At 35.5% G+C, this 25,053-nt stretch carries 22 protein-coding genes, 1 other RNA gene and 1 pseudogene; 16 read left to right on the top strand and 8 right to left on the bottom strand.

Going from position 1 to position 25,053, the window contains the following annotated elements:
* The first annotated feature begins 28 nt into the window (after positions 1-28).
* From ptsP to MMY79_RS07590, 7 genes are all read left to right on the top strand, one after another.
* Positions 29-2,884 (top strand): phosphoenolpyruvate--protein phosphotransferase, encoded by a 2,856-nt coding sequence (gene ptsP, locus MMY79_RS07620; RefSeq protein ID WP_252612768.1) that lies wholly within the window; start codon positions 29-31, stop codon positions 2,882-2,884.
* Between the two features lie 15 nt (positions 2,885-2,899).
* Positions 2,900-3,847, top strand: coding sequence for a 1-phosphofructokinase (gene pfkB / locus MMY79_RS07615; RefSeq protein ID WP_252612767.1), 948 nt, complete (start codon positions 2,900-2,902; stop codon positions 3,845-3,847).
* Complete coding sequence (locus MMY79_RS07610; protein ID WP_252612766.1) at positions 3,834-5,552, top strand: fructose-specific PTS transporter subunit EIIC; 1,719 nt, start codon at positions 3,834-3,836, stop codon at positions 5,550-5,552. The genes pfkB and MMY79_RS07610 overlap by 14 nt, the downstream gene beginning before the upstream one ends.
* An 858-nt stretch (positions 5,553-6,410) precedes the next feature.
* A complete protein-coding gene (locus MMY79_RS07605; protein ID WP_004791909.1) occupies positions 6,411-6,875 on the top strand; it encodes a MarR family transcriptional regulator in 465 nt (154 codons plus the stop codon).
* 180 nt (positions 6,876-7,055) lie between these two features.
* On the top strand, positions 7,056-7,271 hold the full coding sequence (locus tag MMY79_RS07600; RefSeq protein WP_003652142.1) for a hypothetical protein: 216 nt from the start codon (positions 7,056-7,058) through the stop codon (positions 7,269-7,271).
* A gap of 601 nt (positions 7,272-7,872) precedes the next feature.
* Positions 7,873-9,969, top strand: a complete 2,097-nt coding sequence (locus MMY79_RS07595) for an EAL domain-containing protein (protein WP_252612765.1) — start codon at positions 7,873-7,875, stop codon at positions 9,967-9,969.
* A 128-nt stretch (positions 9,970-10,097) separates the two neighbouring features.
* Entirely contained in the window at positions 10,098-10,541 is a 444-nt protein-coding gene (locus tag MMY79_RS07590) for a universal stress protein (RefSeq protein WP_005046644.1), read from the top strand.
* Between the two features lie 56 nt (positions 10,542-10,597).
* Here the strand turns inward: MMY79_RS07590 and MMY79_RS07585 are convergent, their stop codons facing one another.
* Positions 10,598-12,040: a glucose/sorbosone family PQQ-dependent dehydrogenase gene (locus MMY79_RS07585; RefSeq protein WP_252612764.1), complete on the bottom strand. Its 1,443-nt coding sequence runs from the start codon at positions 12,038-12,040 to the stop codon at positions 10,598-10,600.
* Between the two features lie 349 nt (positions 12,041-12,389).
* On the opposite strand from MMY79_RS07585, the pseudogene MMY79_RS07580 reads away from it, so the two are divergent.
* Both MMY79_RS07580 and MMY79_RS07575 read left to right on the top strand, forming a co-directional pair.
* Positions 12,390-12,488: pseudogene (locus MMY79_RS07580) on the top strand (SOS response-associated peptidase); the annotation flags it as partial.
* A 240-nt stretch (positions 12,489-12,728) separates the two neighbouring features.
* Positions 12,729-14,183: a SulP family inorganic anion transporter gene (locus MMY79_RS07575; protein WP_252612763.1), complete on the top strand. Its 1,455-nt coding sequence runs from the start codon at positions 12,729-12,731 to the stop codon at positions 14,181-14,183.
* A 280-nt stretch (positions 14,184-14,463) separates the two neighbouring features.
* Here MMY79_RS07575 and MMY79_RS07570 read toward each other — a convergent pair whose 3' ends face one another.
* From MMY79_RS07570 to kynU, 5 genes are all read right to left on the bottom strand, one after another.
* On the bottom strand, positions 14,464-14,577 hold the full coding sequence (locus MMY79_RS07570; RefSeq protein ID WP_252612762.1) for a hypothetical protein: 114 nt from the start codon (positions 14,575-14,577) through the stop codon (positions 14,464-14,466).
* Positions 14,578-14,768: 191 nt separating this feature from the next.
* Positions 14,769-15,035 carry a DUF6527 family protein gene (locus tag MMY79_RS07565; RefSeq protein ID WP_252612761.1) on the bottom strand — a complete coding sequence of 89 codons (267 nt, stop codon included), beginning with the start codon at positions 15,033-15,035 and terminating at the stop codon, positions 14,769-14,771.
* Between the two features lie 607 nt (positions 15,036-15,642).
* A complete protein-coding gene (locus tag MMY79_RS07560; RefSeq protein WP_252612760.1) occupies positions 15,643-16,389 on the bottom strand; it encodes an alpha/beta hydrolase in 747 nt (248 codons plus the stop codon).
* 7 nt (positions 16,390-16,396) lie between these two features.
* Positions 16,397-17,803 (bottom strand): amino acid permease, encoded by a 1,407-nt coding sequence (locus MMY79_RS07555; protein ID WP_252612759.1) that lies wholly within the window; start codon positions 17,801-17,803, stop codon positions 16,397-16,399.
* A gap of 38 nt (positions 17,804-17,841) precedes the next feature.
* Positions 17,842-19,092, bottom strand: a complete 1,251-nt coding sequence (kynU, locus tag MMY79_RS07550; protein ID WP_252612758.1) for a kynureninase — start codon at positions 19,090-19,092, stop codon at positions 17,842-17,844.
* A 147-nt stretch (positions 19,093-19,239) separates the two neighbouring features.
* Here kynU and gigD point away from each other — a divergent pair, with 147 nt between their 5' ends.
* Positions 19,240-19,689 (top strand): Lrp/AsnC family transcriptional regulator GigD, encoded by a 450-nt coding sequence (gene gigD, locus MMY79_RS07545; protein WP_238611544.1) that lies wholly within the window; start codon positions 19,240-19,242, stop codon positions 19,687-19,689.
* Positions 19,690-19,718: 29 nt separating this feature from the next.
* Positions 19,719-20,255: a GNAT family N-acetyltransferase gene (locus tag MMY79_RS07540; RefSeq protein WP_252612757.1), complete on the top strand. Its 537-nt coding sequence runs from the start codon at positions 19,719-19,721 to the stop codon at positions 20,253-20,255.
* On the opposite strand, the gene MMY79_RS07535 is transcribed toward MMY79_RS07540, so the two are convergent.
* Entirely contained in the window at positions 20,237-20,530 is a 294-nt protein-coding gene (locus MMY79_RS07535; protein WP_252612756.1) for a hypothetical protein, read from the bottom strand. The genes MMY79_RS07540 and MMY79_RS07535 overlap by 19 nt on opposite strands.
* Positions 20,531-20,932: 402 nt before the next feature.
* Here MMY79_RS07535 and MMY79_RS07530 point away from each other — a divergent pair, with 402 nt between their 5' ends.
* The 4 genes from MMY79_RS07530 (at position 20,933) to MMY79_RS07515 (ending at position 23,765) form a co-directional block, all read left to right on the top strand.
* Positions 20,933-21,619, top strand: coding sequence for an HAD-IA family hydrolase (locus MMY79_RS07530; RefSeq protein ID WP_252612755.1), 687 nt, complete (start codon positions 20,933-20,935; stop codon positions 21,617-21,619).
* Positions 21,603-22,031 carry a S4 domain-containing protein gene (locus MMY79_RS07525; RefSeq protein WP_252613473.1) on the top strand — a complete coding sequence of 143 codons (429 nt, stop codon included), beginning with the start codon at positions 21,603-21,605 and terminating at the stop codon, positions 22,029-22,031. The genes MMY79_RS07530 and MMY79_RS07525 overlap by 17 nt, the downstream gene beginning before the upstream one ends.
* A gap of 145 nt (positions 22,032-22,176) precedes the next feature.
* Positions 22,177-23,223 carry a recombinase RecA gene (gene recA / locus MMY79_RS07520; RefSeq protein WP_252612754.1) on the top strand — a complete coding sequence of 349 codons (1,047 nt, stop codon included), beginning with the start codon at positions 22,177-22,179 and terminating at the stop codon, positions 23,221-23,223.
* A 59-nt stretch (positions 23,224-23,282) separates the two neighbouring features.
* A complete protein-coding gene (locus MMY79_RS07515) occupies positions 23,283-23,765 on the top strand; it encodes a regulatory protein RecX (RefSeq protein WP_252612753.1) in 483 nt (160 codons plus the stop codon).
* A gap of 15 nt (positions 23,766-23,780) precedes the next feature.
* On the opposite strand, the gene ffs is transcribed toward MMY79_RS07515, so the two are convergent.
* Positions 23,781-23,877: signal recognition particle sRNA small type (gene ffs, locus MMY79_RS07510), an RNA gene on the bottom strand.
* Between the two features lie 314 nt (positions 23,878-24,191).
* Between ffs and MMY79_RS07505 the strand changes: the two genes are divergently transcribed.
* Positions 24,192-25,052, top strand: coding sequence for a YbgF trimerization domain-containing protein (locus tag MMY79_RS07505; protein ID WP_252612752.1), 861 nt, complete (start codon positions 24,192-24,194; stop codon positions 25,050-25,052).
* Position 25,053: the final 1 nt, after the last annotated feature.

The following is a 25,053-nucleotide window of genomic DNA, read 5'->3' as shown; positions in this document are numbered from 1 at the left end:
AAACCAAAGAAATTGTTCAAGGATAAGTATGCTAGCACTCGAGCCTCGACATATTCATATGAATCAACATGCTGTTGATAAAAAGCATGCATTACAGTGTCTAGTAGATATATTAGTAAAAGATGGGTTAGTTACACCTGAATATATAACAGGACTCATCAATCGCGAACAACAAAGCGCTACCTATTTAGGCCAAGGAATTGCTATTCCACATGGCACACCCCAATCTCGTGAATTTATTTTAGAAACAGGTATTCGGTTAGCTCACTTCCCTGAAGGAATAATATGGGATGGGGAAAACACGATTTATTTAGCTGTTGTTATTGCAGCAAAATCTGATGAACATTTACAAGTACTACAAATATTAACTAGAGCGTTAATGCAGGATGTAAGTGAACAGGTAAAAAATGCGACGCAACCTGAGCAAATTATTGAACTCTTACAAGCTCAACCCTTATCTTTAACTCTGCATGAAAATTTAATTCAAACTGAAGTTGAATCTCAAGATATTGAAGACTTATTGTGGTCAGCCTCTCAAATTCTAAAAAAACATAATTTCGTAAAATGTGGTTTTCTAAGTTCACTTGAGCCAGATCAAGTTATACAGTTACAAGACCAGATCTGGTCTATTTCTAGCAGTAAGTTTGTTCAACAGCCAGCAATCAGTATCGTAAAGCCACGCCAAGCTTTAGATGTAAATGGACAAAAACTGAATACACTCGTCTGCATTGCTGCCAATGAGCAGTTAGATAATCAAAGATTTAACCGACTTATTGATATTTTATTTAATCCAGAACAAGTCGCACAGCTAGATCAAACGCAAACACCAAATGAGATTGCTAAAATTATTGGTGCAGATATTATTCCAGATTGGCCTCACCGCTCAGTTGTACTCGCTAATGCACATGGATTACATGCACGACCAGCGACTCATTTGGTGAACTTAACTAAAAGTTTTCAAGGTGATATTCAAGTCGCAGTGGACGAAGGTAATTTTGTTTCGGCCAAAAGTTTGACGCGCCTCTTGGCTTTAGGATGTAAACGTGGCCAGACTTTACGTTTTATTGCCGAACCGGAAACAGATGCTGTTGACGCTTTAGATAAAGTTATTCAGGCTGTGCAAGAAGGTTTAGGAGAAGAGGTTGAACCAATTCAATCTTCAGATAGCCAAGAAGCTCAATCGCCTCAAACAATAAAATCACTCCTGAAAACATTGAGTACAAATACAGGTATTCCAGCTTCTAGTGGTTTAGCTTTTGGCCCCGTACATGTCATCAAACCTAAGGTTTATCAATATGAACGTATGGGTTTAAGCGTTAAAGCAGAAAAAGAAAAACTTGATATTGCTCTTCACGCAGTTAAAAACAATATTCACCAAGTTATTGCAAAATCTGAAGTAGCTGAAATTAAGCAAATTTTCCAAGCACATTTGGAAATGCTAGACGACCCTGATCTTATTAATGGTGTTTATCAAAAGATTAACTTAAACCTTTCTGCTCCTGCTGCTTGGCATGAACATATTGAAGCAGCAGCTAAAGAGCAAGCAGCTTTACCAGACCGTTTACTGGCTGAGCGTGCTACAGACTTGCGTGATATTGGTGATCGTGTTTTAGCTCAACTCTGTGGTGAAGTTATCATCGAAGAGCCTAAAGAGCCTTATATTTTGATCATGTACGATGTGGGGCCAAGTGATGTGGCTCGCCTTAATAAAGATCGAGTAGCGGGTATTTTAACAGCTGTAGGCGGTGCAAGTGCACATAGCGCTATTGTTGCTCGTGCTTTAGGTATTCCTGCAATTGTTGGTGCTGGTGATCAAGTACTAGATATTGAACAAAAGAGTTCTCTTTTAATTAATGGAGATACAGGAACTTTTGTATTAAACCCTAACACTCAGCAAATCGAACAAGCAAAACAAGAACGAGAGCTTCAACAAAAAATTCGTGAAGAAGCTGAACGGCACAGCCAAGAACCTGCGATTACTCTAGATCAACACCAAATCGAAGTTGCTGCCAATTTAGGAAAAGTTCAAGCTACAACCCACGCAGTAGAATGTGGTGCCGAAGCAATCGGACTACTAAGAACCGAACTCGTTTTTATGGCTCATAGTAGTGCTCCAAGTGAAGCCACCCAAGAAGCAGATTATCGTGTTGTGCTAGATGCTCTTGCTGGTCGCCCACTTGTAGTACGTACTCTTGATGTAGGCGGTGACAAACCACTTCCTTACCTTCCAATTGCTGAAGAAGAAAATCCATTTTTAGGTCTAAGAGGTATTCGGTTGACACTAAGACAGCCAGAGCTGTTACGTCAACAACTTACCGCTTTGCTTAAAGCTGCCGATGATCGCCCTTTACGAATCATGTTTCCAATGATTGGTCGTGTGGAAGAATGGCGTACTGCTAAAGCTATTCTTGATGAAGTTAAAGCTGTACATCCATGCGCCAACTTACAAGTTGGTATTATGATAGAAGTTCCTTCTGCTGCTTTACTCGCGCCTATTCTTGCTCAAGAGGTGGACTTTTTCAGTATAGGAACAAATGACTTAACTCAATATACTTTAGCTATTGACCGTGGTCACCCTATCCTCTCGGCTGAAGCAGATGGCCTCCACCCAAGCATTTTGCAATTGATTGATCACACTGTAAAAGCTGCGCACAAACATGGCAAATGGGTGGGTATATGCGGAGAACTCGCAGCTGATCCAAAGGCTGTACCAATTCTTATGGGATTAGGCGTAGATGAGCTCAGCATGTCTCCAAATAGTATTCCTTTAGTAAAAGCCCAAATTCGTACACTTAACTACAGCCAAGCTCAAGCGCTTGCAAAACGCGCACTAGAATGTGAAAGCGCCACTGCTGTACGTCAGTTATCCGAACAAGAAATCTAAAGATTAGGAACACTAATGGCTAAAGTTTTAACAATTACTTTAAATCCTGCAATTGATGTAACGATACAACTCAATGAGTTACAGGTTGGCGAGGTAAATCGCCAAGAATCCGTAGAAATACATGCAGCAGGCAAAGGGTTAAATATTGCACAAGTTTTAAAAGATTTGGGGCATGAAGTTATTGTTTCTGGCTTTCTAGGAACGACGAACAAACAAATTTTTGATGACCATTTTAAAGAAGCTCAATTCCAACCTGAGTTTATTTATATTAAAGGCGAGACTCGTCAAAATATAAAAATTGCTGAACATTCTGGGCGTATGACCGATTTAAATGGAAAAGGTTTCTTAGTTTCTGAACTAGATAAAAAGAACCTCTTTCAAAAAATCGAAATGATTTTGCCACAGGTAGATGTAGTTGCCATTGCTGGGAGCCTTCCACAAGGTTTTAGTGTTGATGAATTACAGCAACTTATTAAGCTCATTCAACAGCAAGGGAAAAAAGTTGCACTTGATACAAGTGGTAAGGCATTGGTTGCTGCAATTGAGTGCCAGCCTTGGATGATTAAGCCAAATACAGATGAGTTAGTAGAAAGTTATCAACTTCCTGCCGCGACTTATGCAGAACAAAAAAGGCTTTTTGAAAACTTAGTTAAAATTGAACATGTCGTTATTTCGATGGGTGAAGACGGTGTAAACTGGCTACACGACACTCATCCACTTCATGCCAAAGCTCCTAAAGTAATCGTTAAAAGTACCGTTGGTGCGGGTGACTCGCTTTTAGCAGGCATGATTCATGGCTTAGTCAATGATTTTTCTGCTGAAGAAACATTAAAAACTGCTACAGCAATTGCGAGCCATGCTGTTACACAAATTGGCTTTCGTATTCCTAATACTGAAACGCTAAACCAATTAAAAGCCCAAACTACAATCAATTCATTGAGTGAATCTGATGCTAACTGCTAAACATTTGTTATTTGTCATTAATAGTCCGCAACAGCAAGTCAATGCTTTGATTTTAGCTCGGAAACTTGCACAAGTCGCATCCCAACAAGATTATCCAAATAGTATTATTTCGCTTGATGAATTCGAAGCAAATGAAAACTTGGATCAAGTCATCGTTGTTGGACAACGCCCGAAAGATCTTAATATTTTTGGTACACATCCTTTATCTTTCATTAGCATTGAAGAGATAAAAAATGATACCTCTTCAGTTTTCCAAACTGCCTTAGATCATTTAAAACCAGCTCAAGATTGGCTAAGTGATAATAGCTTGGCACTAACTACTACTAAAAAGTTTGTAGCAATCACTGCGTGTCCTACAGGTGTTGCACATACTTTTATGGCTGCCGAAGCTTTACAACATGGTGCAGAAAAACTTGGATATGAAATTGAAGTAGAAACACAAGGTTCTGTTGGTGCAAAAAATATTTTATCAGCTCAAGCTATTGCTGAAGCGGACATCGTGATTCTTGCAACTGACATTGAAGTTAACACAGACCGTTTTGTAGGTAAGCGTGTTTATCGGTGTGGTACAGGTTTTGCTCTAAAACAAACTGATAAAACCTTTGCTGAAGCAATCAGCAATGCGCAAGTTTTAGAACAAGGTAAGCAACAAGCATCGACAGAAAATAAAGATAAAACCGAAAAAGTTGGCGTATATAAACATCTCTTAACTGGTGTTTCTTTTATGTTGCCTATGGTCGTGGCTGGAGGTCTTTTAATTGCTCTCTCTTTATGCTTTGGCCTAAATGCTGCTGAACAAGCTGGAAGTTTACCAGCCATTTTAAAACAAATTGGGGCCGCTGCATTTATGCTCATGGTCCCAATGTTATCGGGTTATATTGCCTACTCAATTGCCGATCGCCCAGGTCTTGCACCTGGCTTAATTGGTGGCTTACTCGCCTCTCAGCTACAAGCAGGTTTTTTAGGCGGTATTGTTTCAGGTTTTCTTGCGGGTTATATCGCACTTTTCATTGCCAAAAAACTCAAACTTCCTACTAGTCTAGAAGCACTTAAACCGATTTTAATTATTCCATTATTAGGCACGTTATTTGTTGGTCTCATTATGTTCTACGTGGTTGGACAGCCTGTAGCACATATTTTTGAACTAATGAAAGACTTCTTAAATAACATGGGTACAACAAATGCGGTGTTAATGGGAATTATATTAGCAACCATGATGTGTATCGATTTAGGCGGTCCAATCAATAAAGCAGCCTATGCTTTTACTGTCGGATTACTAACAACAAATACCTATATGCCAATGGCAGCAACAATGGCAGGTGGTATGGTCCCTGCTATTGGTATGGCGATTGCAACTTTCATTGCTAAAAATAAATTTAGTACAGGAGAGAAAGATGCTGGAAAAGCTGCATTCGTATTAGGCTTATGTTTTATTTCTGAGGGTGCGATTCCTTTTGCTGCTAAAGACCCCATGCGTGTTATCCCGACGTGTATTTTAGGTGGTGCAGTGACTGGAGCACTTGTTGCCTTATTCCACTGCGAATTAGTTACTCCTCACGGCGGTGTATTTGTTCTTTTAATTCCAAATGCAATTAACCATGCTTGGTTATATCTCGCTGCCATTGCAGCAGGTAGCATCGTTACAGGCATAAGCTATGCGATTGTTAAGAAAAAAATAGAAGAAAAAATTGTGACCACTGCATAATTAAAAAAGGGAGAATATAAATTCTCCCTTTTTATAAGTTTTATATGCTTCATCAAATAAATTTTTAAACTCTGCTTTAACTAGCTTTTGCACTACTCGTATCGCTTAATTTGAATAGCTCTTACCATAATCTGTGCTGGTACTTCCTCTGCCAACATTACAGTTAAAGTCGGTTCTTTTTACGATTTAGAAGATGTGTGGCATATAACATGGATAAAAACTGTTAAAAATATAATTTATAGACAAAAAAGCTAAATTTATAAAATTAAACAATAGATCATTACTTTAATTTTATATATAAAAATCAATTATTTGATGAACAAATTTTTTTGATTCACTAAATAATAGATGATTCATGTTAAATGTATGGTAAATTTTACTAATCAAAAAATAAATCAAACAACTGATATTTATAAATATTTATTATTTAAATATCTTGATTTTTCATAATTATGACTTTAGAGACAAAAACTATCTCGTTCAATGCCACGGTCAAATCATCATTTTTTTTCTACGATGCGTTTGCAAGCCAATATCGTTTAATTAACGATCAAGCAAGCCTAGATGCAATCTTGTATATCTGTTCAAAGATTTTAAGGAATTAATGGCGCTGGCTTATCAAGTCACATTAATTTTCAACAAACTTTGACTATAGAAGAAGAGTATTTGTGGTTTATGCAAAGTATAGAGATGTTTATCAAGATAAGGACCACCAAACCATGTCATTGTTAAATTTAGCTATATAAATTTTGCTCACCAAGTAAAGTCCTGATATAACTTGCTTGATGAAACTATATTTTTCAACTATTAAAGATAGTTCACCAGAAATGCGATCCACCAAGGTATGGGGAAAAGTCAATGACAAAGAAGTATGCGCGTTTTTTACCTACAACAGAATCTTTTACTCTTGAAGATTTTCCATATTATTGGATTACTCAAGTACATGCTCAGTATGTACAAAACATTGATAATGCTTTAAAAAAATATGGTTTAGATAACTCACGTCGACGTATTATGTTGGCTTTAAGTAGTAAGCCGCATGCAAGTGTTTCTGAACTTTCAGATATGATTATTTCAAAAATGTCGACAACCACCAAGATTGTTTATCGTTTAAAAGATGAAGGCTTGGTTGAAACTTATTCTTGTCAGACCGATGGTCGAATCACCCGCGTCGTACTTACAGACAAAGGTACTGAAATGATCAATAAGATTAATGATCTGACCAGCGTGGTACTCGAACAATCTTTCGAAGGTATTACACCTTTGCAATTAGAAAAGATGATGGAAAGTTTAAAATTACTTTTAAAGAATCTTTCTCGTTAAAAATGGAATAGATATCTTATTAAGCTCTCTTAGGAGAGCTTTTCTACTTTAATGCCTTGTTTAGGTATTGATAGAAACAACTCTTCACATAAAATAAGCAATTAACTTCTCATCTGTTGACTTGGACTCTTAACTCCAGTAGAAATTCTCTTTCAACAACTGAATAGCAAATTTTTGAAAATGGCTAAAAGAAAATACAAAAGTGACAAGTTTCAAGTGCGTCGTATTAACCGCCAATGGTGGGTACTTGAAAAAGACCTCGAATCAAACTGCTATTTAAAACATGAACAAGTGGCAACAAAAACCTTAGCAAATAACTATGCTGATGATTATATTGAACAATATTATATGAATCTTTATATTCAACAAGAGTTGAAAAAACCCGAAACTGTATAAAAAAAGCCATTTGGCTTTTTTTATTTTTAATATTTAAAGATTATAAGTTCAAAAATTAGGAATAAAAAAAACCTACATCTTGGGGAAAATGTAGGCTATAAAATGCACAAAAAGGAAATATATATCCTTCTTGATGAAAAGAATTTTACGATAATATAAGCCTTTATTTTATATTACTTTTGTAAACTTAATAGTGGTTATTGTATTTATTCAAACTTTTAAAAACCTCCCCGTCTTTATATATCGTGGTTAAATTTTGGCTTATTAAAATTTTAATCATCGCAATTTAATCCTTCTCATTTTTATAATTTATTTTCATGGCTTTTATTATGATAGTTCTGCAAAAACAAATATAAGCTTCTGTTTTAATAAGTTTTTTACAAAAATAAGCATAAATGTTTTTTTAAGTTAAGACAGATAAAAATTAATAAATAACAAAAACATAAATTAAATATTAAGTATATAATTTATTTAAGATCTCAATTTTAGTTCAAAAAAAAGACAATTGAAATTTATTTATTACTGTTTTGATTACTACAGAAAGATTACAATAACGACTGATAAATAGATTACCCGCCCATACAATCTTTCTAGGCATGTTATGACTTCAATGTCGAACAACACCCAAAAGCATTTTATTGTTGAGCAAATTCCACTACCAACTTGGGTCAGTGATGAAAATGGCTTGATATTATATTGCAATGTAGAGTGTACAGAATATTGGCAGGATACTTTTTCTCCATTACCACAGCAATGGTTAGATTTTATATCTCCTGTCGATTTAGACGAAGTCAAAAATAGATGGCTCGAAGCAATTCGCCTGCAAAAAAGAATAGAATTAAAATGTCGACTTTTACAAAGTGGCAATCAATATAGATGGTGCAAACTTTCTATTCAAGCATCCAAATATCGTGGCTCTTCTCTAGCCAGTGAATGGTATGTCAGCTTTTTAGATATTGATCACGATATTCAAGAACAACAAAACTTGCAAAAGAATATTGAAATACAAAATCAAATGTTAGACATCAGTGTAGATTGTATTAAAGTATTAAATGTAGATGGCACAGTCTCTCATATGAATAAATCGGGATGCCTTGCTTTAGGGGTTCCTGTTAATGAAACAAAATTTGGAATGAAATGGCTTGAGCTTTTGCCACCTCATATTCGTAAACGTGGACGCGTCGCTTTAAAAAAAGCCCTTCAAGGCAAAGTTGCCAGATTCGCTGGAATGAGCTGTTTACCAGATCAGGACCCTGAATATTGGGATAATATGTTGACCCCGATTCATCGGGAAAATGGTGAAATCATACAAATACTGTGTGTATCACGTAACGTTACTCAACAGCATTTGACTGAAAATCAGCTTAGAAACATGAGTGAACGAGATGAACTGACCGGATTATGTAATCGGCGTTCATTTAAATTTCAGCTTAAACGGACCCTTGCATATTCAAAAGATAGCCAAACAAGTGTGGGTTTGCTATTAATCGATCTTGATCATTTTAAGCATATTAATGACACATTAGGACATAGCGCAGGCGACCATCTTTTAAAGGTCTTATCTAAACGGTTTAGCCATTGTGTTGATGATGAAAGATGCTTTGTTGCACGACTAGGTGGAGATGAGTTTGCGGTTATTATTAATAACCTTAAATCTGAAAACGATGTGCGCGAGCTAGCAGCTATTTTACTTCAACAGTTAAATCAGCCAATTACTTATTTGGGTAATGTTTTAAATGGTGGAATGAGTATTGGTTGTTCAATCTATCCCCAAGATGCTGTAGACCAATCGGGTTTACTCAGTTGTGCAGATATGGCATTGCATGACTTAAAAGCACGTGGTCGCGGTGGCATTCGCATGTATGATCCATGCATGATGCAAATGACCGAAACAGTTGCCTCTCAACTTAATTTAGCACGTCAGCTTATTCGTCATCACACAATCCAGCCTTACTATCAACCTAAAGTAGATTTAAAAACTCATCGTGTTGTTGGCTTTGAAGCTTTATTACGATGGCATACAACTTCAGCTCAAAGAGGTTATCCTTCCCAAATTGCAGAGGCTTTTAAAGATTATAATTTAGCAAGTAAAATCGGTGAAACGATGCAACATCAAGTTTTACGTGACATCGCAAAATGGATAGATCTTGGTATTAAACCCCTTCCCGTTTCACTAAACGCTGCGCCAGTTGAGTTTTTAAGAGACAACTATGCTGAACGGCTTTTGAAAAAGATCAATCAATTTCAAATTCCAACACATTATATTGAAGTAGAAGTTACTGAACATATGCTGGGTGATCGAGGTTCAGAGTATGTGATCCGTGCACTTAATAAATTGAAGCAGCATGGTGTACATATTGCACTAGATGATTTTGGTACAGGTTTCTCATCGCTCACCCATATTCGTGACTATCCAATAGACAGTTTAAAAGTAGATTGTAGTTTTATACAAAAAATGCAACATGACCCATCAATTTATGCGATTGTCCAAGCAATTGGGTTACTCGCTCCAAATTTATCACTTGGGCTTATTGCAGAAGGGATTGAAACTCCGGAACAAGAAGAACTACTTCGACAATTTGGATATAGTACAGGTCAAGGATTCTTGTTTGAATCTGCTATAGATGCTAATCAAGTCATTTCAATACTTAAGCAGAATCAACCTTACTTAGAAAGTCATTATCATGCTTTAAGATAAAACTTCTCGTCTCTATTCATACTAAAAATAAACAATAACTCTTAAAAAATTGCTCATAATATAAGCATAAAGATAATAAATCGGTGTTTTGGCATCATACATTGTCACAGGACAATAAGGAGCAATATATGAGTTATCACCATATCTTGGTTCCAGTCGATGGTTCTCCTACTTCACTCATTGCTGTTAATCATGCAGCAGCACTTGCTAAGGCCTTTGGTAGTAAAGTGACTCTAGTATATGCGCTTACTATAGATCCTTTTATTTCTGTAGAATTTATTGATAGTACAGAATTAGCACAGGATTATTTTAATAAAGCTAGAGCATCCATTCAGGGTATTTTAGACCAAGCGAAAGAACAATTTAGCCAACATGGAATTTCTGTTGAAACAAAAATTGTTGAGGGTCAAACAATTCACACAGAAATTATTAAAGCCGCTACTGAACTCAAAGCAGACCTATTAGTTATTGGTTCTCATGGTCGAAAAGGGTTTAAAAAGTTCTTCTTAGGAAGTGTGACTCAAGCTCTTTTAGGAGAAATTCATTTACCGGTATTAGTCGTAACTGAATAATTTTTCTTAAGCTAAAAAAACCGATCTTATGTAGATCGGTTTTTTAATGCCCTGTGTTACTGAGCTTTATATGTAAATTTAATCAGAGATCCAGGGTTTTCTAATGTGTTCGTTACAGAACCATCATCTTTTTGAACATTTCCAGCAGTGTCAGTCAACACGTATAAAACATTCCCATCCGGACTTGCAATCACATCACGGTAACGGTTGTTGCTTTTAAACATAGGTACAGCATCATCATAAGTCGCACTATACGTTGAATCTAACTTAATACGGAAAATAACTCCGCGTTTTAAAGATGGAACTAACAACGTATTTTCCCAACCAGAAATTGCTTTTTTGCCACCCTTATAGACATAAGCAGATGACGGCGCAACCGTTGGCCAGCAAATGTAGGTCATATCCCCACAAGTTGGGTCATTATAGTTATAGGTATCTTGAACGGTATATAAAGTTTTTAACGGCGGTACAAAGTTTTTACCAGTCCATTCAGACTCTTTAGTTACTGGTACGCCTGCTGCTACTTTTAAACCATTTTGACCTAAATCTTTAATCTGTGCTTTATTGGTTGCGGCTGAATAATTTGCATAGGCATAACCACTGTCATCTTTATAACCCGCTACATTTGGCCAACCATAGTTACCACCTTTAACTATGAGGTTAATTTCATCGTCAGAGTTTGGACCTTGTTCAGATTGCAACAGTTTACCATTTGGAGTGAATGCTAAGCCCTGTGGGTTACGATGACCGAGCGTATAAATATGGCTAACCACCCCATTAAAGCTTGGATTATCTTTTGGAATACTTCCATCTAGATTTAAACGCAGTACTTTACCCATATAGGTATGATAATCCTTGCCACTCACTTCTTGTTGAGTAGGCGTATGCTGTGCTTGATTTGGCAAGAACAAATAAGCAAGCTGGTTACGTCCTTGGTCACCAATCGTATAGTAAATCTTTTGGTCTGGACCAATGACAAGACGACCAGACTGATGGTCTTTTGATGAAGGTAATCCTGCTAATAAATCTACTGGCTTCTCAAGCGTATCTGTTGCTTTGTTATAGGTATATCGACGAATAATCGTTTGGTTCGGTAATTCTTTATCTGTAGATTTCGGATTTTTAAATGTACCTGAAACATAAATATAAGGATTATTTTTAAAGTCAGGATGGAAGGCAAAGCCTAATAAACCGTTTTGTCCATCTGCATCATTTACAATCTCAGGAACCTGAAAAACCGTTTTTACATTGCCCGACTCTGGATTAACTCTTAAAATCTTGCCTGTTACTCGCTCAGTTAACCAAATTTGATTATCAGGTCCCCATAACAAAGCATGTGGCTTATTTAAATTAGATAGAATAACTTTCTTGTCAAAATTTTCTGTTTTCGCTTTAGCAAATTGAGATGGAGTAAGAGGAACATCAGCAAATGCTGAATTGAGGGTAACGAGCTGAGCAGCGCCTAATAAAGCAATTTTAGCCAATAAATGTTTATTCATGTGTCCACCTTATAAATTGTCAAAATTTTCCGAGAATTTTTAAACCTCTAAAAAAGGGTTTGTACGAATTCTCTATATGATTTGTATTATGATGAATAATGAATCTATTAAAATCTAAATTTCTGAAAGGCTCTGTTGCATAAAAGTAGCTATTCAAAATGGATGAACACTCTCACAAAGTCATCTTTAAGATGAATAACTTAAACTTAGGATTGATCTATTTTTTATACTTTCTATATTCATTATCTCTTAATACTCTTGAAATGAACATAATTAAAAATAAACACTTACTAACGAAGTAATTGGTAGTTAAAAATTAATACTTAAAGTGAAAATTCTAATTATTTGACTTAACTACACTTATTATGAAGCAAAAGATTTTTTCTTAGATATGCCATTGAATGAATTTATCTCAGTGCCCAAAGCCGAAATGAAAAATTATGATTAACCCTTTTATCTACTCAATTTAATAAGCTCAGGTTAGTCAACCTTAAAAACTTATGCTATTCTTCGGGCACATTTAAAAGTCTCAAACTCCTTATCTCCCATGACACTTACGCCACCTTAAGTTTATTTGCCCTTATCATTGTAAATAACTCATCATTGTTTAGTGATGTGGTGTAGTCGCTTGTGTTGATATATCACATCACTAGCCTTTTCAAAATTTAAAACTATAGGCTATCCCCTCATGTTATCGAATGTCCGAGAACAATGGTTCTCTAATGTCCGTGCAGATATTCTTTCAGGTCTTGTTGTTGGTCTTGCTTTAATTCCAGAAGCAATTGCATTTTCAATTATTGCAGGCGTAGATCCAAAAATTGGTTTATATGCATCTTTTTGTATTGCAGTGATTATTTCATTCGTGGGCGGTCGTCCCGCTATGATTTCAGCAGCTACAGGTGCTATGGCCCTCGTCATGACAACGCTTGTAAAGGACCATGGGCTTCAATACCTATTTGCAGCAACTGTTTTAACTGGTGTCATACAAATTTTAGCTGGATATTTCAAACTCGCTAAACTCATGCGTTTTGTTTCTAAATCGGTCGTTATCGGTTTCGTTAATGCCCTCGCCATACTCATTTTTATGGCTCAGTTACCAGAATTAGTAAACGTAACTTGGCATGTCTACTTATTAGTAGCAATCGGCTTAGGAATTATTTATCTTTTCCCCTATATTCCCAAAATTGGAAAGTTCTTTCCTTCCCCACTTATTTGTATTGTAGTCGTTACATTACTCGCTATTCTTTTAGGGTTTGATATTCGAACGGTTGGTGATATGGGGTCATTACCAGATACTTTACCTATATTTCTAATTCCGAATATTCCTTTAAATTTAGAAACACTCCTTATTATTCTTCCATACTCATTAGCCCTTGCAGCAGTTGGCTTACTTGAGTCAATGATGACAGCAACTATTGTTGATGAAATGACAGATACGCCTAGTGACAAATTTCAAGAGTGTAAAGGTCAAGGTATAGCGAATATTGCTTCAGGTTTTATGGGCGGAATGGCGGGTTGTGCCATGATTGGCCAATCAATGATTAATGTAAAATCGGGTGGTCGCACACGCTTATCCACTTTCTGCGCAGGCATATTCTTACTTATTCTAGTTGTATTTTTAAGTGATTGGTTAAAAGTGATTCCTATGGCTGCTCTGGTTGCGGTCATGATTATGGTATCGATTAGTACTTTTGAATGGAAGTCACTTACCCAATTTAAAAATAATCCTAAAAGTAGCAATGTCGTTATGATTGCCACTGTTATTGTCGTCGTTGCCACCCATAACTTAGCGCTCGGTGTATTGACTGGCGTATTACTTTCAGCACTTTTCTTAGCAAATAAACTTGAAAATGATATTCACGTAAGTACTTCATTTGAAGGTAAAACACGTTTATATGATTTAAGAGGCCAAATATTTTTTAGTTCTTCTGAAAAATTTATGCAAAGTTTTAACTTTAAAGAAGATGTTAAAGAAGTCATTATTGATCTTACCCATTCTCATATTTGGGATGTCACTTCAGTTGCCATGCTAGATTCAGTAGTGAATAAATTTCAAAAGAACGGTATTGAGGTAACGGTTCGCGGTTTAAATGAAGCCAGCTCAATCATGATTGATAAATATGGTACTCATGCAAAAATTTAAGAAAGGTCCTTCGGGACCTTTTCCTAATTTTAAAAGTGAATTTTCCATTAAATAGACTTTTCTTCTTTTTACTTATTATTTTTGGAAAAGTCTTCATAAAGTTCATCGATCCAGTATTTAATAGATTAGCCAATTTACAAATATTATTAAGTAAAAATTAGGAGAGATTTATAAAATCTACATACTTTACGTCAAAGTTTTTCCATTAGCATAAATACATTAAAATTAAAATATCAAAAAACTTACCAATTAATAAAATTTCATAATAATTAAAATAAAATTATGCAGGCTTAATAATGTAAAAATATATAATAATTAAAAATAACATAGAAGTAGAAACAACAAGATATGTTTCAACAGTGTTAAAGCTTTTTAAAAATTTCCAGATATCCATACTTATATAACAAAAAAATTAGCTATTAAAATTATTTCAATTTTCCATTTAATCTGCAACATCAAGATTTTTACAATTTTTTAAACTATAAAAGTTCAGTATCAAATACGTAAAGATATATTTCAAAAAGCCCATTACTTAACGATCTAATAATTTTTTAAAAACTATGAATCTAGTAAATAGCTTATAAATTATGATTTTAAATCTGGCAACTCGATCTTGCATCCTGCCAAGTGATGTCTACAATCAGAACTATACTCAATGAAGCCATCTTTAATAAAATAATTGCAATAACCGTTCATACTTATGCTTGGATCAAATGTTGGTTTTTCAAAGTTACCATTAAAAATCCACTGACTCCCATTCGAGAACGGATAATGTACAGGAATATAATGAAGGTATCCGCAACCTGGGCACATATGTTCATACATACCACCTTCAAAATATTGTACTTTCATAAAGACTCCTTTATAAAAAACAATTTATAGAAGCTGAACAAATCCAATTACTTAAAAATTCTATATATTATTTAATTATTTTCTATAGCTCTCTGTTTTTTATTCTTTGAATGTATCTAACGTATATGACAAATTGATGAAGAATAGAAATTAACGTCTGCACTATCTTAATTTTCAATCAATCCAACTATTAAACCAGATAAAATACAAATAATTACCACCCTCTAGATAATTATATATTTTAAAAATAGCATTTAATTTAGAATTTTTTTATTTTAAAAATCTTCATTAGAGATAAAGCGATTATAAAAGCATATTTAAAATAAAAATATTGTGAACCACATCACACTTCCCCTTAAAAAAGAAGTAAAAAAGCCCGTATCTTGGGAAGCTACGGACTTAAAAACTCAACTAAACAACAGCTAAACAATTTATTGTCTAGTGAGAAAGCACTATCTTTTTAATCTAATTAAATTCAGTAGTCAGGTCAACAATAATAAATAATTTCTATAAAAAAACAGCTTAAGATGTGATTCATCTCACACTTTATATTTTTATATAATTAATTACCTATACAATCACATTGCATATATTATCATTCAACTTCTTAAACTAATATCGACTTAAAATAGCACTCTAAAATAGAATAATGATTAGTTTTAGAAATAAGCTTAAAAGAAACAAAATCCTGATTTTGCTCCTTTTTACTTTTAAAATAATTTTGGCTCTGCCACCTTAATTCTTCAAGCTCAAGTTCGCCACATAAAATTGAACATGGAACAGTAATTCGATCGCTGTAATGAATAGGACTATATTTTAAAATATCTTCGTTTGAAAGATTAAGAGCATGGTTTAAATGAGTCCTCTGTATAGGTTGTAAATCATAAATTCCACTTAACAAAACCATCTCTGATATGAGTGGATGACCTAGGGATAAACCAGCCAGATGCGCTCCCGCTGAATGCCCAACCAAAACAACCTCATCGGTTCTCCAGCCTTGCTCTTGAATATAATCGAGAGCTTGATTAACTTGAGAAGCAATATCTGAAATTTTGCTTTGTGGGGCTAGATCATATTCTAAAAGAACACACTGGGCTCCTTTTGCTAGAACATATGGTACGACAAATGCAAAATCTGATTTATCACACCATTGCCAATAACCACCATGAATAAAAACAATAGTTTTATTAGCTTTCTCTAAAGGAAAGAAATCTAAGGTTGATCTTGAGTGTATGCCATATTGGATATCTCTAATATGAGTATATTCTTGGTACGCTGCTAAGCTTTTTCTTTGAAATTCTGTCAATATTTCATGTTCATTCGCCACAGTTCTAGCATTGTCATATGGTCTCATAAGTCTCTCATTTCAACGATTCTTCATGAGTATTTAAAGCAAGCTTGGCTGACGAACGCTTTAAATAGTAGAAAACTGTAAGAACAACAACTAGTGGGATTCCAAATTGTAAGGTTGACTTAAATTCATTTGTAAACCAAGTTGTGATCGTGATGCTTAAAATTGCGATTAATCCTAAGAATGAAATTAACTGACTCGCTGGCACCTTAAACTTTAACTGCTCTCCTTTTCGCGCCATATTCCTTCTAAAAAACATATGGGTAATGAAAATACTGCCCCAAGTGAACAATGCGCCAAACATAGATAAAGCAATCATGATCGGAAAAGCAGAAGCTGGGTTAATCGTGTAAACAATACTCGCAATACCAATACCGACCGCTGACAATAACAACGCGTTAATTGGTACACCATTATGACTAATACGACCAAATAGTTTCGGTGCGTCACCTGCGCGTGACAAACTAAATAGCATACGTGTTGAGATATACAACATACTATTCATGGCGGATAAGGCCGCGACAATTACAATAAAATTTAAAATACTGTCCGCATATGGAATACCTACAATTTTCATCACCATCACAAAAGGGCTAGTTGCATCGGCTCCAATTAAAGTTGTCCATGGAACAAGCGCCACAATGAGAAATAAAGACAGTAAATAAAATAGGATTAAGCGAATTGCAGTACTTTTAAAAGCTTTTTTTACAGCTCTTTCTGGATCTTTAGCTTCACCTGCCGCAACAGCGATCATTTCAATACTTAAATAACTAAAGATTGAAATGATGACCCCGATCCAGACCCCACTAAAACCATGAGGAAAAAAGCCCCCATGCTCGGTTAAATTGGATAGAATCTGATCTGTTCCTCCATGACTTTGAGTCAAAATACCAATTGCTAAAAGAATAAATACAATAATTGCAAAGACTTTTATCGTAGAGAACCAATATTCAACTAATCCAAAAGCTTTAACGCTATAGGCATTAACCACGAGTAAAGTCAGCGAAAAAAAAGCAATCCAGATCCATGACCCTACATGTGGAAACCATAGCTTCATGTAGTCGGCAACTGCTGTAATTTCCGTACCGACTGCTAATACAATACATGCCCAATAACAATAACGGACTAAAAACCCAGCAAGAGGACTTACATAATGCTCTGCATATGCTCCGAAAGAGCCTGATGTAGGATGCTGAACTGTCATTTCAGCCAAACAAGCCATAATAGCAAAGGCAATTAGTCCACCAATCGCGTAACTCACAATGACAGCAGGGCCAGCAAAGCTGATTGCAAACTTGCTTCCCATAAACAGTCCTGTACCTATCGCTCCACCAATTGCAATCATTCCCATCTGTTTTGCGGATAATTTTTTATGTAAACCCGCTTCTCGATTTTGTATTTCATCAAAACTGCTCATAGGCCCTCCTAGCCATTCTTCTGATATAGACCTAAATATCAGGTCACTTCACTACGCACCAAATAACGCTCATTCTTCCATTCACTATTCAGCATAATCTGCTTAAGTTGCTGTACAGCATTCCAGATATCTTCAAAACCTAGATATAAAGGTGTAATTCCGAAACGTAGTACTTCTGGCTCTCGGTAATCCCCAATCACACCACGAGCAATAAGAGCCTGAATAATTTCATAGCCAAATTCATGTCTATAACTGACATGGCTGCCACGATATTTATGGTTTAGAGGTGTAATCAGTTCAAAATCAAACTGAGCACATTCCTGTTGAACAAGTTGAATAAACAAATCGGTTAATTTGAGTGATTTCTCACGTATTTGTTGCATATCGACTTCTAAGAAAATATCGACGCCACATTCGATTAGACTCATAGAAATGATAGGCTGAGTTCCACATAAATAACGACGAATGCTGTTTGCTGGCTCATAGTGCTGGGACATATCAAATGGTTTTTTGTGGCCCCACCAGCCTGATAAAGGTTGCCAGAATTGATCACGATGCTTTCGATTTACCCATAGCAACGCAGGAGAACCTGGACCGCCATTTAAATATTTATAAGTACAACCAATCGCAAAGTCACTATTACTCTGATTAAGATCCATAGGTACCGCACCAACTGAGTGACATAAATCCCAAATAATCAAAGCATTTTTAGCGTGAATTTGTTGATTAATAGATTCCATATCATAGAAATATCCAGTCCGATAATTCACATGAGAAAGAACAACTACAGCTACATCTTTTGCCAAAACACGAGACAAATCATCGGCACCATTAATCAACTCAATTTGATAACCTTGATTAATCAAGTCGATAAAGCCTTCAATAATATAAATATCGGTTGGGAAGGCATCTTTTTCTGCAACAATAATTTTATGTTCTGGGAATTTTTCAGCTTGAATTTTTACCGCTGCTGATAAAACTTTAAATAAATTTAGAGTCGTTGAGTCTGAAATAATGACTTCCTCTTTTTCGGCACCGATAAGCTTCGCAACTTTATCTCCGAGTCTAGTCGGTAGCCCCCACCAATCTGCTTTATTCCAACTATTAATGAGGTCCTCACCCCACTCTTTGGCAATAATATGCTGGGCAACTTCTAATGATTTCTTTGGTCTTGCACCTAAAGAATTACCATCTAAATAAATGACATTTTCTGGCAGCTCAAATTCATCTTTAAACTTTTTGAGTTCATCTTCCTGATCCCAATAGAGGCATTGTTCGCGAGTAATCATTTGTTATTTCACCTATTTTCAACATTTCCTTTGTATTTGAATTTTATCATGCCAATTCTTTCGATTTATTCGATAATATTTGATTAAAATTAGCTATTTTCGTATAAAATTCGAATTAAAATTAAAAAACATGGATGGAATTCGAAAATGAATATAGATGCAATAGACCTAAAAATTCTGAAGTATTTACAAGATAATGCTCGGTTAAGTAACCAAGAACTGGCCGATCTCGTTAACCTTTCGGCTTCAGCTTGTCATCGGCGAGTTAAAATCCTAGAAAGCAATGGTGTAATTGAAAAATATCAAGCGAAAGTTAATTATGAAAAACTAGGCATAAAAATTGAGGCAATCGTCGAAATAAAACTTGCCCAACTCACAGAAAATGATCACAACTTCTTTTTAAGTCAGATCAAAAATTTTGATGAAGTCATTAATGCATATATTATTACTGGCGAATCTAATTATGTTTTACACGTTGCAACCAAAGATTTGAGTTCTTTTTCTCATTTCGTCATTAATACCTTAAATAAAATAAAAGGTGTAGTGAGCATCAATTCCAAGATCATTTTACAGAAGATTGTGCAAAAACCACTTTAACTTCTCATTTTCAATTAAAGAGCCATCTCATGATCGAAACAAAGCGTTTAATTTTAAGACAGTGGAAAGAAAGTGATTTTGAGCCTTTTATAAAAATGGGCTTAGATCAAGAGGTTATGCAATTTTTCCCAAATGTCTTAACGCCCCAAGAAAGTGTTAATTTAATCCAAAAAATCTCATCTCTCATTCATGAAAATGGTTGGGGCTTTTGGGCAGTAGAATTAAAAGAAACCCATCAGTTTATCGGGTTTATTGGTTTACACAGTCAACCTGAACAATTTGACTTCTCTCCATGTGTGGAAATTGGATGGCGACTTGCAAAAGAATTTTGGAAACAAGGTTATGCAACAGAAGGAGCAAATGCAGCTTTAGATTATGGTTTTAATATACTGAATTTAGATAAAATCGTTTCATTTACCGCTACCATTAATACCCCCTCTCAAGCTGTAATGGAGCGAATAGGAATGCACAAAGTTAAAAACTTTGATCATCCTAAAGTTCCTCTTCATCACGAATTAAGAGCACATGTGTTATATGAAATCACAGCTTACTCATCAAAATCATAGCCGACGGAGGTCGAGCATTCCCAGTATTCATGGAGTTTATCTGCTATTTCTTCTTTCTCCATAGTAGTGAGCACATAGAAAAGTTTAGCCTCTTTATTTTTTCTTAGAATTAATAAATTGTAATAATCATACTCAGGTCCATTCAACCCTAAAGTAAGTTGTGAGTCACAGTGTTTTTCTGCTTTGTAGTGCCATTCAAGTTTATAAGTATCGAGGCCATCGGCGGCATTGATTACGATACCGTCATTGGTTCCACCAATAAATCCAATTTTCATTGCTTTCTCTAAGTTCTTATAGGAATAATTTTAAATATAACTTTAAATAAGTATCCTTCAATTTATAAAATGTTTGTCAATACGTATCCTATGTAAGCAAACTTAATCATAAGGGCAAAAAACCTTAAATAAATTCTAAATATTTTTCATTTAAGGGAAGAATTTTCTACTAAAACTGCCTCATTATTATTTTTTGTTTTACAAAATTCCACGTTATAATTTTAAATCATTTATCTCCCCTATCCATCCTATGAATCTGCACACATTTTAGAAAAATTATTGGATGGAGCTTTAAATTAGTTTGAGTATTTATAAGTTTATTTAATTTATGATTTTAAAAGGATATAAGGTAGATGTGTTTTAAAAATTTTGCTTTGAATGATTTTGGAGATATTCAAAAAAATGTCTAAAATCATAATGTTTGATATGGATGGTACACTCTTAGATCTCGCTTTTGATGATTTCATTTGGAATGAATGTCTTCCAAAAAGACATGCGAAAACACATCAAATTCTCCTCACTGAGAGCAAAGAAAAGCTATATCAATTTTATCAATCACATCGCCATACGCTTGTTTGGTATTCATCAACTTATTGGACTAAAACTGTAGGAGTTGATGTCCTCAAACTACAACAAGAATTTCAATCTAAGATCCAAGCTCGTTCTGGCTGTATTGAGCTTTTGCAACAACTTAAAGAACAGGAATACACGTGTTGGCTAGTGACTAATGCTGACCGCGCGAGCTTACGCTTAAAACTCGATAATATTGCAATTGAACATTACTTTGATGTCATCATATCAAGTGAACAAGTGGGATATGCCAAAGAAGATATTAATTTTTGGCAAGAACTTCAAAGATTACATCCTTTCAATCCTGATGAAACGATTTTTATTGACGATACGGCCCCTGTATTAAAAACAGCAGAAAAATTTGGTATTCAACACTTGTTTACTATCTCACAGCCCTCAAGTCTAAAGGATATAAAACAGCATCAAGATTTAGAATATAAAGCACTAAATCGACTTACAGAATTACTGTCTATATTGAATCAAATTGATAGAAAGGATAATGATGTCAAAATTGCATGAAAACGATGCTGTAGAGACCATGCGTGTCGACAAGTGGTTATGGGTTGCTCGTTTTTTTAAAACTCGTTCAATTGCTAAAGCAGCGATTGAAGGAGGTAAAGTACATCACAATAATGAGCGTGTAAAAGTTTCCAAAGAAATTCGAGTTGGAATGGAACTGATTATTCAGCAAGGTTTTGATAAAAAAACTGTTGTGATAAAAGCTCTTTCGAACACACGCGGTCCAGCTCCAGTCGCACAACAACTTTATGAAGAAACCGAAGTGAGTATTGCTAGACGGGAGTTGATTGCATCCCAACGAAAATTGCATAATCTAGCTCGGCCTGACCATAGACCGGGTAAAAAGGATCGTCGACAAATTATTCGGTTTAAACAGGAGAATGATCAAAATTGGTCATACGGTGATGAATAAAAACGTCGAGTTGTGTCGCACACACACATACAACACATAGAAGCTATAGAAAAAATCTGTCACTATTAACCCAGTGAAACAAGTTGAGATTCAATGCATCCACTTGGGTTAAACGTGATGAACATAGAGTATTGAGGTTTTTGAGATGGATGAGAATAAAAGCAAAGCATTACAAGCCGCGCTAAGTCAAATTGAGAAACAATTTGGCAAAAATACGGTGATGCGTCTCGGTGACAACACTGTTCAAGCTGTTGAAGCTGTATCTACAGGCTCTTTGACTTTAGATATTGCATTGGGGATTGGCGGTTTACCAAAAGGTCGTATTGTCGAGATTTATGGTCCAGAATCTTCTGGTAAAACCACAATGACTCTACAAGCGATTGCACAATGTCAAAAAACTGGCGGCACTTGTGCATTTATCGATGCAGAGCACGCTTTAGATCCACAATATGCACGTAAGCTTGGTGTAGACATTGATAACCTGCTTGTATCACAGCCTGATAACGGTGAACAAGCACTTGAAATTGCAGATATGTTAGTTCGCTCTGGCGCAATTGACTTAATCGTTGTCGATTCAGTCGCAGCACTTACCCCTAAAGCAGAAATTGAAGGCGAGATGGGTGACTCTCATATGGGCTTACAAGCTCGTCTAATGAGTCAGGCACTTCGTAAAATTACTGGTAATGCTAAGCGCTCAAACTGTATGGTTATTTTCATTAACCAGATCCGTATGAAGATTGGGGTAATGTTTGGTAGCCCTGAGACCACAACTGGTGGTAACGCATTGAAGTTCTACGCTTCTGTACGTTTAGATATCCGCCGTATTGGTCAAGTAAAAGAAGGCGATGAAATCGTCGGCTCTGAAACTCGTGTTAAAGTTGTTAAAAACAAAATGGCTCCTCCTTTCAGAGAAGCTCTTTTCCAAATCCTATATGGTAAAGGCACAAACCAACTAGGCGAACTTGTAGATTTAGCTGTACAGCAAGATATCGTACAAAAAGCAGGTGCTTGGTACTCATATCAAGGTAATAAAATTGGTCAAGGTAAGAACAATGTTATTCGCCACTTTGAAGAGAACCCTCAAATGGCAGGAGAGATTGAACGCAATATCCGTGAGCAACTGTTAACAACAGGCACGACTACTGAGCAAATTGAAGATGAAGAAGAAGCTGATCTTTTATTAGAATCTTAATTATTCATGCGCTTTAAAACGCCCTTCGGGGCGTTTTTTTACAAGGGAATCCTAATACTATGTTCAAAAGAACTGAAGAACAATCTCAACAACGAGCTTTGCTTACAGGTCAGCGTTTACGGTCTTATGCTTTTGCTTTATTGACTCGTCGAGATTATTCCAAAGCAGAGCTTATTGAAAAATTAACTCGTTATGCACAAAACCCTGAAGAGGTTCATCAACTTGTTGAAGAATTATCTGAAAAAAACTATCAAAGTGATCAACGCGTTGCTGAACAGATGCTTGCTAGCCAGATTCGTAAAGGCAAAGGGCCAAAACGTATTAAGCAAGCTTTAAAAATAAAACAAATCGAAAATGATTTAATCGCAGAGGATATTCACAATATTGACTGGATAGAACAAGCGTATCAACTGAAAGTGAAAAAATTTGGCGAAGAAGTAGAAAAAGATCCAAAACTTAAAGCAAAACAGATTAGATTTTTACAATATAGAGGATTTGACTTAGATGTAATTATAAAAGCAGTCCAACGGAGAATGGACTAAGAGCAATGGTGGCAGCCCCACTAGCAAAACTTCGGCACATCATAGATCTGCTACCGTTGCTACCTTCCGGTCCTGGCGGGGTTCACAGAGTACAATTGCGAAGCCACCAGCGGGGCTACCATTGCAAAACAGAGTATAGAGATTTTTTAAATAGTTGCAAGCCTTCTTGACCGTTTTAAGCAAGTTTATGTTTCAATTGATTAATTCATCAGCAAAAACCTATAAATTTTTATACATCTCATTTCTATATTCTTTCTTGTATCTTCTTTTGAATAAAATATGCTTGAAGATTGTAAACTATTCTTGCATTTATATTGTTAGCTGTTTTAATTGCATTGACCAATTAAAATCTTAGATAGTTAAGTGAATAGTTTATATATTCCTTTTTTTAAGTTGGCTTTTACATAAAATTATGGACCTATACTCATGCGATTGATGAAGCATTCTTTCTTATTTATTGCCTTAATGAGCACCACCTCTCTCTATGCCAACATTCCAATTGAGTCTCGCGGTTTAAGCCAAAGTGGTGGTAGCTCAACTAACACTTCTTCTAATAATGTTTCGGTACCTAGTAATTTAAACTGGGAATTAATGCAAAAAAACCAACAATTAGAAAATGATGTACGTACCTTACGTGGGCAGTTAGAAGAACAATCAAATGATATTGAGCAATTGAAAAAAGATCTATCTAATCGCTATACGGATCTAGATCAACGTTTAGAGCTACTCAATCAGAAGGTCGATCCAGAAAGTGCACCATCAGATAATTCTGGGAACAGTGATACTCCTGCTACAGCAAGCACAGAAACTTCTGCTGAAAATAAAGTAGTGAATGCTGCTCCAACAAACACTCCTTCCGCTAGTCCCCCACCACAGTCGGAAACGTCTCAACCACCTTCACAAAACCAATCAAACCCTGTAGAGCTTGAAAAGGCAGCTTACACTGTAGCTTTAGATGCCTATAAGCAAGGTGGCGCAAAAAAAGCGATTGCTCCAATGCAAAACTTTATCAAAAATCATCCAAATAGCGTCTATACAGGGAATGCTTATTTTTGGTTAGCTGAATTTAATTTAGCAACTGATCCAGTAAACTATAATGAAGCTAAAAAGAACTACAATGTAGTAGCAACTCGATATCCAAATTCGAGTAAAGCTCCTCGTGCTCTTTATCAACTCTATAGCATTGCTAAAGATGTTGATAAAAATACAGCTTCAGCAAACCAATATAAAACTAAAATCTTAAGTCAGTATCCAAAATCGGAAGAAGCTAAATTTTTTAATAAATAAT

Source organism: Acinetobacter sp. XS-4 (assembly GCF_023920705.1).
Taxonomy (GTDB): domain Bacteria; phylum Pseudomonadota; class Gammaproteobacteria; order Pseudomonadales; family Moraxellaceae; genus Acinetobacter.
Note: the sequence above shows the minus strand (reverse complement) of the source record. Positions and strands in the feature narration are given on the sequence as shown.

Excerpts from the sequence above, each read along its gene's own strand:
- MMY79_RS07610 (WP_252612766.1), top strand. The coding sequence starts at position 3,834 with ATGCTAACTGCTAAACATTTGTTATTTGTCATTAATAGTCCGCAACAG.
- MMY79_RS07560 (WP_252612760.1), bottom strand. The coding sequence starts at position 16,389 with ATGAGACCATATGACAATGCTAGAACTGTGGCGAATGAACATGAAATA.
- ptsP (WP_252612768.1), top strand. The coding sequence starts at position 29 with ATGCTAGCACTCGAGCCTCGACATATTCATATGAATCAACATGCTGTT.
- kynU (WP_252612758.1), bottom strand. The coding sequence starts at position 19,092 with ATGATTACTCGCGAACAATGCCTCTATTGGGATCAGGAAGATGAACTC.
- MMY79_RS07505 (WP_252612752.1), top strand. The coding sequence starts at position 24,192 with ATGCGATTGATGAAGCATTCTTTCTTATTTATTGCCTTAATGAGCACC.
- MMY79_RS07605 (WP_004791909.1), top strand. The coding sequence starts at position 6,411 with ATGACAAAGAAGTATGCGCGTTTTTTACCTACAACAGAATCTTTTACT.
- pfkB (WP_252612767.1), top strand. The coding sequence starts at position 2,900 with ATGGCTAAAGTTTTAACAATTACTTTAAATCCTGCAATTGATGTAACG.
- MMY79_RS07530 (WP_252612755.1), top strand. The coding sequence starts at position 20,933 with ATGTCTAAAATCATAATGTTTGATATGGATGGTACACTCTTAGATCTC.
- MMY79_RS07570 (WP_252612762.1), bottom strand. The coding sequence starts at position 14,577 with ATGGATATCTGGAAATTTTTAAAAAGCTTTAACACTGTTGAAACATAT.
- recA (WP_252612754.1), top strand. The coding sequence starts at position 22,177 with ATGGATGAGAATAAAAGCAAAGCATTACAAGCCGCGCTAAGTCAAATT.
- MMY79_RS07575 (WP_252612763.1), top strand. The coding sequence starts at position 12,729 with ATGTTATCGAATGTCCGAGAACAATGGTTCTCTAATGTCCGTGCAGAT.
- MMY79_RS07535 (WP_252612756.1), bottom strand. The coding sequence starts at position 20,530 with ATGAAAATTGGATTTATTGGTGGAACCAATGACGGTATCGTAATCAAT.
- MMY79_RS07540 (WP_252612757.1), top strand. The coding sequence starts at position 19,719 with ATGATCGAAACAAAGCGTTTAATTTTAAGACAGTGGAAAGAAAGTGAT.
- MMY79_RS07525 (WP_252613473.1), top strand. The coding sequence starts at position 21,603 with ATGTCAAAATTGCATGAAAACGATGCTGTAGAGACCATGCGTGTCGAC.
- MMY79_RS07595 (WP_252612765.1), top strand. The coding sequence starts at position 7,873 with ATGACTTCAATGTCGAACAACACCCAAAAGCATTTTATTGTTGAGCAA.
- MMY79_RS07565 (WP_252612761.1), bottom strand. The coding sequence starts at position 15,035 with ATGAAAGTACAATATTTTGAAGGTGGTATGTATGAACATATGTGCCCA.
- MMY79_RS07585 (WP_252612764.1), bottom strand. The coding sequence starts at position 12,040 with ATGAATAAACATTTATTGGCTAAAATTGCTTTATTAGGCGCTGCTCAG.
- gigD (WP_238611544.1), top strand. The coding sequence starts at position 19,240 with ATGAATATAGATGCAATAGACCTAAAAATTCTGAAGTATTTACAAGAT.
- MMY79_RS07600 (WP_003652142.1), top strand. The coding sequence starts at position 7,056 with ATGGCTAAAAGAAAATACAAAAGTGACAAGTTTCAAGTGCGTCGTATT.
- MMY79_RS07555 (WP_252612759.1), bottom strand. The coding sequence starts at position 17,803 with ATGAGCAGTTTTGATGAAATACAAAATCGAGAAGCGGGTTTACATAAA.
- MMY79_RS07515 (WP_252612753.1), top strand. The coding sequence starts at position 23,283 with ATGTTCAAAAGAACTGAAGAACAATCTCAACAACGAGCTTTGCTTACA.
- MMY79_RS07590 (WP_005046644.1), top strand. The coding sequence starts at position 10,098 with ATGAGTTATCACCATATCTTGGTTCCAGTCGATGGTTCTCCTACTTCA.